Source organism: Lentzea sp. NPDC037011, from assembly GCF_055607425.1.
On record NZ_JBVJRT010000022.1, the window covers coordinates 72411 to 82294 of the forward strand.

At 67.6% G+C, this 9884-nt stretch carries 10 protein-coding genes and 1 pseudogene; 5 read left to right on the forward strand and 6 right to left on the reverse strand.

From position 1 onward, the window contains the following. Positions 1-98: 98 nt before the first annotated feature. From ACZ7CH_RS39210 to ACZ7CH_RS39230, 5 genes and pseudogenes are all read right to left on the reverse strand, one after another. The gene (locus ACZ7CH_RS39210) at positions 99-1136 is read right to left on the reverse strand and encodes a transcriptional regulator (RefSeq protein ID WP_360388151.1); all 1038 of its coding nucleotides are present in this window, start codon (positions 1134-1136) and stop codon (positions 99-101) included. 216 nt (positions 1137-1352) lie between these two features. Next, positions 1353-2254: pseudogene (locus ACZ7CH_RS39215) on the reverse strand (acyl-CoA desaturase). A 298-nt stretch (positions 2255-2552) separates the two neighbouring features. Then, positions 2553-2753, reverse strand: coding sequence for a cold-shock protein (locus ACZ7CH_RS39220; protein WP_360388152.1), 201 nt, complete (start codon positions 2751-2753; stop codon positions 2553-2555). Positions 2754-2976: 223 nt separating this feature from the next. Continuing rightward, positions 2977-3150, reverse strand: coding sequence for an RGCVC family protein (locus ACZ7CH_RS39225; RefSeq protein ID WP_458433053.1), 174 nt, complete (start codon positions 3148-3150; stop codon positions 2977-2979). Positions 3151-3679: 529 nt separating this feature from the next. Continuing rightward, on the reverse strand, positions 3680-4273 hold the full coding sequence (locus tag ACZ7CH_RS39230; RefSeq protein WP_360388158.1) for a GNAT family N-acetyltransferase: 594 nt from the start codon (positions 4271-4273) through the stop codon (positions 3680-3682). A 429-nt stretch (positions 4274-4702) separates the two neighbouring features. Here ACZ7CH_RS39230 and ACZ7CH_RS39235 point away from each other — a divergent pair, with 429 nt between their 5' ends. The 5 genes from ACZ7CH_RS39235 (at position 4703) to ACZ7CH_RS39255 (ending at position 9163) form a co-directional block, all read left to right on the forward strand. Continuing rightward, on the forward strand, positions 4703-5269 hold the full coding sequence (locus tag ACZ7CH_RS39235) for a DUF5994 family protein (protein ID WP_360388161.1): 567 nt from the start codon (positions 4703-4705) through the stop codon (positions 5267-5269). After that, the gene (locus tag ACZ7CH_RS39240) at positions 5266-5421 is read left to right on the forward strand and encodes a DUF6307 family protein (RefSeq protein ID WP_360388164.1); all 156 of its coding nucleotides are present in this window, start codon (positions 5266-5268) and stop codon (positions 5419-5421) included. Before ACZ7CH_RS39235 ends, ACZ7CH_RS39240 begins: the two co-directional genes overlap by 4 nt. A 282-nt stretch (positions 5422-5703) precedes the next feature. Then, positions 5704-6651, forward strand: a complete 948-nt coding sequence (locus tag ACZ7CH_RS39245) for a glycosyltransferase (protein ID WP_470376268.1) — start codon at positions 5704-5706, stop codon at positions 6649-6651. Further along, positions 6648-7658: a hypothetical protein gene (locus tag ACZ7CH_RS39250; protein WP_470376269.1), complete on the forward strand. Its 1011-nt coding sequence runs from the start codon at positions 6648-6650 to the stop codon at positions 7656-7658. The genes ACZ7CH_RS39245 and ACZ7CH_RS39250 overlap by 4 nt, the downstream gene beginning before the upstream one ends. Continuing rightward, on the forward strand, positions 7655-9163 hold the full coding sequence (locus ACZ7CH_RS39255) for a glycoside hydrolase family 130 protein (protein WP_360388171.1): 1509 nt from the start codon (positions 7655-7657) through the stop codon (positions 9161-9163). Before ACZ7CH_RS39250 ends, ACZ7CH_RS39255 begins: the two co-directional genes overlap by 4 nt. Here ACZ7CH_RS39255 and ACZ7CH_RS39260 read toward each other — a convergent pair. Then, positions 9086-9766, reverse strand: coding sequence for a fatty acid desaturase family protein (locus ACZ7CH_RS39260; RefSeq protein ID WP_360388174.1), 681 nt, complete (start codon positions 9764-9766; stop codon positions 9086-9088). The two genes, ACZ7CH_RS39255 and ACZ7CH_RS39260, sit on opposite strands and share 78 nt — an antisense overlap. Between the last annotated feature and the right edge of the window lie 118 nt (positions 9767-9884).

The following is a 9884-nucleotide window of genomic DNA, read 5'->3' on the forward strand; positions in this document are numbered from 1 at the left end:
ACACCTCGGTGACTCGAACGGTTCTGTCGTGAATTGCGGTCTCTTGAAAATCTCCTGCCGATTCCCATGGCGTAAAATACGTGAACGGACCGCGTCGATCAGTACTTGTCGTTGTCGTGCGGGGCTCGTGGCTGGGCGGTCGGCGTCGGCGCGGACCGCAGTGGTGCTGACGGACCGGTGGTGGCGTAAGTGGCAATGCTCGCGGCTAGTTCCTGCGCGCCGGCGTGGGAGGCGTGCCGTTCCGCTTGCCGGCCGAGCGGACGGATGCGATCGCGGACTCGTGCCGAGGCCAGGGTCTCGGCGGACGCGAGCGCGCGGAATCCGATGTCGACGCCGATGTCGAGGTCTCGGTCGAGCAGGTGGTTGATCGACAGCAGGACGAGGCTGAACGCACGGCTGCGGGTCATGTCGTCGTCGTAGTCGTCGGTCGCTTCGATGAGCAACGGAATCGCGATTCGGGTGTGGCGAGGGCTCACTGTTCGGGCGAGATCTGTGTGCACGGCGCCGGCGACGGCTGACAGATCGGTCGTGGTGAAGAACCTGGCCCAGTCGGGCACCTGGGTGTGGTCGGCGGCCGCGAACTGGTCCCGGCCACGGTCGAGCTCGGCGAGCGCCTGGTCGCCGGCCCCGTGCTTGGCATGGGTCCACGCCGAGTTCACCGACAGAATGCTGGCCGCGATCTCGTTGCCCGGCCGCGTCGCCGCGAGCTGGCCGAGCCGGAAGTAGTCCAACGCCTCGTCAAGGCTCTCGTGGTGCAGGCACACGCGGCCGAGCCGATAGCAGATGTTGGCGACCAGCCCGTCGTGCCGGCCCCACCCGGCGAACACAAGTGCTCGGGTGAACTGCACGCGGGCGTTGCTGACCAGACCGGCGTCGAAGCACACCCAGCCGGCGAGGTTGTGCAGGTCGGCCAGCGCGACATGCAGCCGCCGCCGCACTTTCTCGGTGGCTGACGCGTCGAGCATCAGCAGCCCTTCCCGCATCCGGGTGCGGACCGCGTCGAGACAGGAGTCACCGCCTTGCCGGTAGTCCAGCGCGCGCAGAGCGTGCGTGTCCGCCTCCAGCCGAACGACGTCGGAGACGTCAATCGATCGCGGTGAACGTTCGTGAGCAGGGGAGGAATCCGGGATGGCCATGGCGGCACTCCTGACAGCGCGACTGAGAAGTGGGCGCCGCCGGGGGCCGGAGCGGATAACGCAGCCCTCTCGCCGATGACCGGGTCATCACCGAGCCTGGAGCTTGACCTGTGCCTTCGCCGAAGGGACTCGGCTGCTTTCGAAAATAACCGAGCTGCGCCGTGAATGCTGCCACCGAATGGTGTGGCTGCGGATGACGCCAAACGGGTGTGAGGGTCAGGAAGTGGTGGTCTTGAGGTTGCGGGCCAGTCGTTCCGGCCTCGGCCAGCGGACTTTGGTGGCCCAGCCGAGCTTCTCGAAGACCCAGATCAGTCGCGCGGAGATGTCGATCTGGCCGCGGCGGACGCCGTGACGGGCGCAGGTGGGATCGGCGTGGTGGGAGTTGTGCCAGGACTCACCCATGGACAGGATCGCCAGGGGCCAGAAGTTCGCGGACTTGTCGCGCGCCTCGAACGGCCGGTCGCCGATCATGTGGCAGATCGAGTTGACCGACCAGGTGACGTGGTGCAGCACGGCGACGCGGACGAGACCGGCCCAGAAGAACGCGGTCAGCGCTCCCCACCAGCTCCAGGTGGCCAGCCCGCCGATCAGCGCGGGTGCGAGCAGTGTCACGGCGGTCAGTGCGGGGAACCAGCGGTTGACGCGCTGGATGTCCGGGTCGGCGAGCAGGTCGGGGGCGAAGCGTGCGGCATTGGTCAGTTCCCGGCGGAACATCCAGCCCAGGTGGGCGTGCCAGAACCCCTTGGCCAGCGCGGTGGCCGAGGTGCCGAACAACCAGGGGGAGTGCGGGTCCCCTTCGCGGTCAGCGTAGGCGTGGTGGCGGCGGTGGTCGGCGACCCAGCCGATGATCGGGCCCTGCATGGCCATGCTGCCGGTCACCGCGAGCCCGATCCGCAGTGCGCGGTTGGCTTTGAAAGCACCGTGCGTGAAGTAGCGGTGGAATCCGATCGTCACGCCGAGACACGTGAGGGTGTGGAAGAAACGGCGAGACCGACGTCGACCCAGCCCAGACCCCAGCCCCACGCCAGCGGAACCGCTGCCGCCAGTGCCAGCGCTGGTATGACGGCGAACAACTTGACCAGGAACATCTCGGCCGGGGACTTCTCTCCGGCCAGCATGGGCTGCGGTGCGGCGTCGGCTTGACGGACGTTCGATTCGACTTGCGCACTCACGCTCGTACCTCCGGGGACGGCATACGTTCTCCGTCGCCGGGGTCCAGGGCGATCGGTGTGGGATTTGGCAGGTGCCGGATGTCAGGCGACCCGCGTCAGGTCGTCACACCGCCTGGATACCCGTGGTGTGGCGGTGGCAAAACCGATGTGCTGAGGCCGATGCCCCTCGATCGGGGGATGGTCGAGGGGCACCGGGTTGGTGTCTCCGTCAGCGTGTGTCAGCTGGTAGGAGCACGATGTGAGGTCAGATGGCGCGGACGGCGGTGGCCTGCGGGCCCTTGGGGCCCTGGGTCACCTCGAACTCGACGCGCTGGTCGTCCTCGAGGCTGCGGTAGCCGTGACCGTCGATCTCCGAGTAGTGCACGAAGACGTCTGGCCCGTTCTCACGGGAGAGGAAGCCGAAGCCCTTCTCCGCGTTGAACCACTTCACGGTTCCCCGTGTCATTGTCCTTCTCCTTGTCAGGGGCTGGGGTGGGCACCGCGGAATGCGATTCCCAGGCCGGGCTTCAGACGGCGACTTCTCCAGCTTGTCCTGCAGAAAAAAGAAAGAAGCGCCCGCAACACCGTTTCCGCGAGCGTGATGAACCACGAACACAAAACTCTACGACCACCTCGTACAACACCGCCGCGGGCAAATTAGTTCCCGTGGTGGCATCAGGTGTCGCACGTCACCGGCAGATGCAGCCTCGGGACAGCGCGGAGGCGGTGGTCGCGGTGCAGTAGCGAACACCGATCGGGTCGTGCTCGTGCCACGGGTGCGGGCACACGACACAGATGCCTGCGGTGCCTGAGTGCTCGGAGTGGTCGGCCAGTACGGCGGTTTGCAGCTCAGACACGGGCATGCGGGTACTCCGATGATCGGTGTTGGAAGAAGAGGATGCGGGTGTTCAGGATGGTTCCTTCGCGGACCTCGATGGCACGCCGGATGATCTCGCTGGAGTCCCAGGCGCCGGTGAGCACCGGACGCAGGTGCGGGAGCAGCGCTTCGCTGATCCCCCAGGTCGCCGAGCTCCACAGGACAGGACGGGCTGTGGTCCACGCCGTGGTAAGGCACGTGGTCGCCCACCAGGAAGTCCTGCTCCGTGAACGAGGTGGGCGTGCCCATCCGAAGCCATGCCCGCGTCGCAGGAGACGCCGACGACCAGGGCGCCAGTGGCCGAAGTGGACAGATCGTCGTTTTGCGAGGAGGTCCGCGTGGATCCTGGCCAGGTGTAACGGATGCGGGGAAAGCCGGGTCCGTTCTCCTTGCGGGACTGCGCGATCACTCCGAGGCTGAGCTGTTCCACGTGTCTCCTGTCCGTGGTGGCGGACCCGCGCGGCTCACGAAGACAGGTCGACGCTGCGCCGAACGGGCCGCTGTGCGGCAGAGAGTCAGTCGCCACTGAGGTTGGGTGGCTGCAGCGCCGTGGGTGCCGCCCGATCGAGGTCAGCCGCACGGAGACGGAACACCTGCAGCTCGACGCCGAAGTACTTGGTGGTCTCGCCGACCCAGTGCATGCCGTTGTTGCGGACGGTGGCCGCGGCGCGGGCGTTGCCAGGGCGGACGACGGCGAAGATCTCCTGGACGTTCTGGCTGAACGCCCAGCTGGCCAGCGCGTGGGTGGTCTCGGTGGCGTAGCCGTTGCCCCAGGCGTCGGGGCACAGCTGCCAGCCGATCTCCAGATCCTCGTCGCCTGGCGGCAGCGGAAGCAGGACGGCGCCGCCGATCACACGATCGTCCGTGTTGCGCTGGATGGCCCATCGGCCGGCCGGAGCGGGCAACCGGGCGCCTTCAGCGCTCCACTGCTGCAGCAACAGCCGCATGGCCGCGAGGTCGGGCACCCGGTCCATGTCGGGACTGAGCCAGCGTGTCACCTCGGCGTGGCCGTAGACGTCCAGCGCGGCCTGTGCGTCGTCGACCATCCAGGGCCGCAAGGTCAGGCGCTCTGTGGTCAGCGGGTGGGTCGTCCATGTCGACGTGCTCATATCGGTACTCCGTCCCCCGGTTGCGCGAGCTGGCCGGGTGATGTTCGAGCAAATGGTCCGATATGGATCGCCAGGCCATTTCGGGAAGGATCGAGGAGGCCGTTGAAAAGCGGCACTTTTTCCTCCATGCTACACGCACCACTGGCACAAGTGGTCGAGCCCTGTGTGATCAGAAAATCCGGCCTACGTCATCCTGAGAGTCAGCTGTGAGTATCTGACCTGCAGGTTTGGGTCACTGAAGGCGTTTTCCGTACTTCGATCTGACATGCGGGTGGGTGATCCAGAAATTTGGCGACATTTCGGTCGATCATGACTGAATCGGTGTAGAGTGAAGTTGCCGAGAACAGCGCGTATATGGGCAATCGAGTTCATGCCGTGCTCGGCGAAACTAGACCGGCTGTTTTTCCGGCCGGGGACGGGAGTCCTGACATGACGTCAGCACCCCACCTTTCCGAAGCCTCACCTGCCACTGCGATCCCCGAGCAGTCTCAGCTCTCGCAACGACTGCGGCTGCGGCCGAAGGCGCCCACGACGGGACACGTCGACGGGGCCTGGTGGCCACGTTCCCGCGACCTCGCCGCCGAGCTGCCCTCGTTGCTCGCAGCGCTGGGAGCTCGCCTGGGCGACATCCTGCGGGTGAGCTACAACATGACCGAGTGGAACTCCGCGCCGCGCCGCATCATCGGCGACGGCCGCCAGATCCGGCTCGACGGGTTCATCTCCAGGCCCCCGCACACCGTGGACGTGCTCGCGGCGGACAAGCACCGGCTCACGCTGCTCGTCGTGCCGTCGAACACCGACCCGGCCGCCGCGCAGCAGACCATGATGATCACCGCCGATCGCGGCAACACCCAGACTGTCGACGACCTGCTCGCTGCGGGCGTCAGCATGACCGCGTCGACGCAACGCACGGCCGACCTGTCCCGGATCGCTCTCGCGGGCTGGGAAGCAGACGGCGGCCGAATCCCGGAGCAGAACAGGAAGCACACCCCATGACGACATCGACCTACCTGTCCTTGTACGAGCGCAGAGTCAAGCTGGTCCAAGAAGTCCTGGCTGCGCACACCGAACTCAGCGCGAAAGACGCACAGGGTCTTGCCGTGCACGTGCTGGGCGCGTTGGACCACATCCCGGAGCACGTCCGCTGATCGCCGACCGGCGCGTTCCAACAGCCCGGGCGCCCCGGGAGGACTCAGCGCCGGTGGTCACCGGTCCCACGTTCCAGCCGACCCGGAAGGTCCTTTGTGCTTCGCACGTACGGTTTCCTGAGTACGTATCCACCCACGCAATGCGGACTCGCCACGTTCACCGCTTCTCTGCTGAGCCATCTGACCGCGGTGACGCCGGACAGCAAGGGCAAGGTGGTCCGTGTTCTCGCGGAGCCGGATCACGAACCCGCCGCCGTAGCGGGAACATCAGTGGTGCACGAGATGATCCCCGGCGCGGTCGAGGCCGCGGCCGACGTGCTCAACCGCTGCGACATGGTGGTGGTGCAGCACGAGTACGGGATCTACGCCGGCCGTGATGGTGCGGACGTGCTCGGTGTGCTGGCCCGGCTGCGGGTCCCGGTGATCATCGTGCTGCACACGGTGCTCACCACGCCCACCCCTGGCCAGCGGCAGGTGCTCGAGGAGGTAGTCGGCTACGCCGCCGCCGTGGTGACCATGTCCGAAGCCGCGCGGCGCCGGCTCGTGGACGGCTACGCCGTCGGACGGCCCGATGAGGTCGTCGTGATTCCGCACGGCGCGCTCCCCGTCGAGCCACCCGCCCGCGATCCGTCCGCAGACAGGCCGATGATCCTCACCTGGGGCTTGCTGGGGCGTGGCAAGGGCATCGAGTGGGGCATCTCCGCACTGGGTGCGTTGCGCGATCTGAAGCCGCGTTACCTGGTGGCCGGCCAGACCCATCCCAAGGTGCTGGCGCACGAGGGTGAGGCCTACCGCAGGAACCTGCGCAACCGCGCCGCCGCGTTCGGCGTCGCGGACCTGGTCGAGTTCGATTCGACCTACCTCGAAGTGGACGCACTGGCGGAGCTGGTCGGCCAGGCCGACGTCATTCTCCTGCCCTACGACTCGTCCGAGCAGGTCACGTCCGGTGTGCTCGTCGAAGCCCTGGCCGCTCGCAAACCGGTGGTCGCGACCGAGTTCCCTCACGCCGTCGAGCTGCTGGCGAACGGGGCCGGGCTGCTGGTGCCCCACCGCGACCCTGCCGCCATCACCGCGGCGTTGCGGCGGGTGCTGACCGAACCGGGACTCGCGGCCGGGATGAGCGACCGCTCGGCGAGCCTCGCCCCGGCACTGAACTGGCCGGCGGTCGCGAACCGGTATCGAGACCTGGCGGAGCACCTGCTCGCCGCCCGCGTCGCCGTGACCACGTGACCGGCCCGAGTTTCGCGCACCTGGCCCGGCTCAGCGACGACACGGGCCTGTACGAGCACGCCGACGGGCCGTTGCCTCGCCGGGAGCACGGCTACTGCCTGGACGACGTCGCCCGAGGCTTGGTCGTCCTGAGCCGCGAACCGGAGCTGTCCGCCGATCTGGTCATCCTGCTGGAGCGCTATCTCGCCTTCACCGCCCACGCGCAGGCCGACGACGGGCGGTTCCACAACCGGCTCGGACCTGACCGCGGCTGGCGGGACGGGCCGGGGCTGGGTGACTGGTGGGGGCGTGCGTTGTGGGGACTGGGCACCGCGGCTGCCCGCTGCCCGGTGCCCTGGATGCGCACGGCTGCTCTGGACCGCTTCGAGGCAAGCGCCCACCACAGGCCTCCGTCGGTGCGGTCGATGGCCTTCGCCGCGCTCGGCGCCGCCGAGGTGCTCAGCGCCGACTCCGAGCACGCCCTCGCGGCCAAGCTGCTCGGTGACATCGCCTCGTACGTCGGCGAACCCGGCGACGTACCGACCTGGCCGTGGCCGGAGAAACGACTCTTCTACGCCAACGCGGTGCTGCCCGAGGCGCTGATCGCCGCAGGTCATCTCCTCTCGGAACACAAGATCCGCAACGACGGGCTGCGGCTGCTGGACTGGCTGCTGACCGTCGAGTCCGCCGAGATCCATCTCTCGCCGACCCCGGCCGGCGGCTGGCACCTCGGCGAGCCTCGCCCGGCGTTCGACCAGCAACCCATCGAGGTGGCGGCGCTGGCCGACGCCTGCGCCCGCGCCTACCAGGTCACCGGCGACCTGATGTGGCTCACCGGTGTCCGCCGCGCGGTCGCGTGGTTCGACGGCGACAACGACCTCGGCGTGCCCATGCACGGCAAGGAGACCTGCGGCGGCTACGACGGACTCACGCACGGAGGACCCAACCGCAACCAGGGCGCCGAGTCGACCCTGGCGCTGATCTCCACCCTGCAACACGGCCGCACTCTGCTGGGGAGCACCGGATGAACGCCCGTGTCACTCGCGCCTCGCTCCGGCTGCGGCCGGATCCGCGCCGGGTCATCACCAAACTGTTCGTGCCGGGAGAGGAACGGCCCGAACACGAGTCGCGGTCCGCGGCCGTGATCCGGCGAGTGATGGCGCTGGACGAGGAAACCGCGTGCGCCACGCTCGACCGCACCATCGGCCTGTTCGCGGGACGCCACAGGGACGTCCGCGTGACTTTCGCCGACCACTTCGCGAGCGTCAGCCACCGCTTCCCCGAGGGCGTCGAGCTGTCCGAGTCCCGCCGGCTGCTCATCGGCGCGTACTTCACGCATGAGTACGCTATCGAAGGCGCCGCGCTGTGCAACCCGTCCATGGTCGCGCACCCCGATCAGAGCGGGCTGGCACCGGGACATCTGCGGTTCGTGCTGAGTGTCCGCGGCATCGGTGAGGGCCATCTGTCGTCGATCGGTTTCCGGACCGGGGTGGTCGGTCCTGACGGTGTGCTCACCGTCGACGCGCCCCCGAACGTCATCACCACCGGCCTCCATCGGGAGGCGGTGTACGAGAAGAGCCTCTTCCTGGGCAAACTCGCCGAGCTCGGCCACGACGACGAGGTCTCCGGCGTGCTGAACCGGTGGCTGCCCGAGCGGTTCACCGACGCCGACCTGAATCTCGTGCTGGCCGATCTGCACCCGAGTCTGGTCGCCCGCCAGGAGGCACACCGGACCGTGGAGCTGATCCGGTGGATCGCCGCGTGCAACTACACCTCGGAGTTTCCCGACGACACCGTCATCAGCGGCCGGGTGCTCTGGCCGACCGGCCCGTCCGAACGCCAGGGCATGGAAGACGCCAGGTTCGTGCGCTTCACCGACGATGATGGCGACCAGACCTACTACGCCACCTACACCGCCTACGACGGTGTGGACGTCGCACCACAGTTGTTGCAGTCCAAGGATTTCCGCACCTTCCACGTCACACAGACGACGGGGTCGGCCGCTCGCAACAAGGGCATGGCCCTATTCCCCAGGAAGATCGGCGGCCGGTACGCGGCGTTGACGCGCGGCGACGGGGAGAGCACGGCCGTGGCGACCTCCGACGACATCAGGACCTGGAACGAGCCACGACCGGTGGAGGTGCCCGCCAGGGACTGGGACCTCGTCCAGGTCGGCAACTGCGGTTCGCCCATCGAGACTTCCGAGGGCTGGCTCGTGCTGACCCACGGAGTCGGCCCGATGCGCGTCTACTCGATGGGCGCGATCCTGCTCGACCTCGACCACCCCGAACGGGTGCTGGCGACCCTGCCTCAACCGCTGCTGCTGCCCACCGCCGCCGAACGCGACGGCTACGTACCCAACGTCGTCTACTCCTGCGGTCCCCTGTTGCACGACGACACGCTGGTGATCCCCTACGGTGCCAGCGACGCCTCCATCGGGCTGGCGACCACGTCACTACGTGGCCTGCTGGCCGCCCTGACCGGGGAAAGCGAGCCTCAGCACGCGTTTCCACACGCTGGCGGTCTGTTGTAGCAACGGGCCAGTGGTGTAGGGCAGGCCGAATCGTTCGCAGAGCGCACGTACGCGCGGCGCGATCTCGGCGTACCGGTTGCTCGGCAGGTCCGGGAACCGGTGATGCTCGATCTGGTGGCTGAGGTTTCCGGTCATGAGGTGGAACAGCGTGCCGCCGTCGATGTTCGCCGAACCGGCCAGTTGACGCAGGTACCACTCACCGCGGGTCTCGCCGTCGAGTTGGTCCTCGGTGAAGACCACCGTGCCGTCAGGAAAGTGGCCGCAGAAGATGATCGTGTGCGTCCACACGTTGCGGATCGTGTTCGCGGTCAGGTTCGCGAGCAACGTCGGCAGGAACGACGGGCCTGACAGCAGTGGGAACGCGACGTAGTCCTTGATCACCTGACGGCCGGCCTTGCCGAGGACACCGCGCAGCTGCGTCAGCGCCTCGCGCCAGCTCTTCTCGCCACGCCAGGCACGTTCCAGCTCGACGTCGTAGATCGTGATTCCCCACTCGAAGAACATCGCGAGCGCCATGTTGTAGAACGGCTGCGCCAGGTAGATCGGGTGCCACGGTTGTTCCGGGTGGATGCGCAGCGCGCTGTAGCCGATGTTGAGGTTCACCCCGAACGGTGGACAGGGGCTTAAGAGGTCCTAACAGAATCGTTGGACGTGGCGGTAGCAGATGATGCAGGTAGCGAGGCCGAGGAAGGCTTCGTGGATGTCGTCGCGGCGTTCCCAG

Bases quoted from the DNA above. Each gene is read 5' to 3' on its own strand.
- ACZ7CH_RS39210 (WP_360388151.1), bottom strand. From the start codon at position 1,136: ATGGCCATCCCGGATTCCTCCCCTGCTCACGAACGTTCACCGCGATCG.
- ACZ7CH_RS39220 (WP_360388152.1), bottom strand. From the start codon at position 2,753: ATGACACGGGGAACCGTGAAGTGGTTCAACGCGGAGAAGGGCTTCGGC.
- ACZ7CH_RS39225 (WP_458433053.1), bottom strand. From the start codon at position 3,150: ATGCCCGTGTCTGAGCTGCAAACCGCCGTACTGGCCGACCACTCCGAG.
- ACZ7CH_RS39230 (WP_360388158.1), bottom strand. From the start codon at position 4,273: ATGAGCACGTCGACATGGACGACCCACCCGCTGACCACAGAGCGCCTG.
- ACZ7CH_RS39235 (WP_360388161.1), top strand. From the start codon at position 4,703: ATGACGTCAGCACCCCACCTTTCCGAAGCCTCACCTGCCACTGCGATC.
- ACZ7CH_RS39240 (WP_360388164.1), top strand. From the start codon at position 5,266: ATGACGACATCGACCTACCTGTCCTTGTACGAGCGCAGAGTCAAGCTG.
- ACZ7CH_RS39245 (WP_470376268.1), top strand. From the start codon at position 5,704: ATGATCCCCGGCGCGGTCGAGGCCGCGGCCGACGTGCTCAACCGCTGC.
- ACZ7CH_RS39255 (WP_360388171.1), top strand. From the start codon at position 7,655: ATGAACGCCCGTGTCACTCGCGCCTCGCTCCGGCTGCGGCCGGATCCG.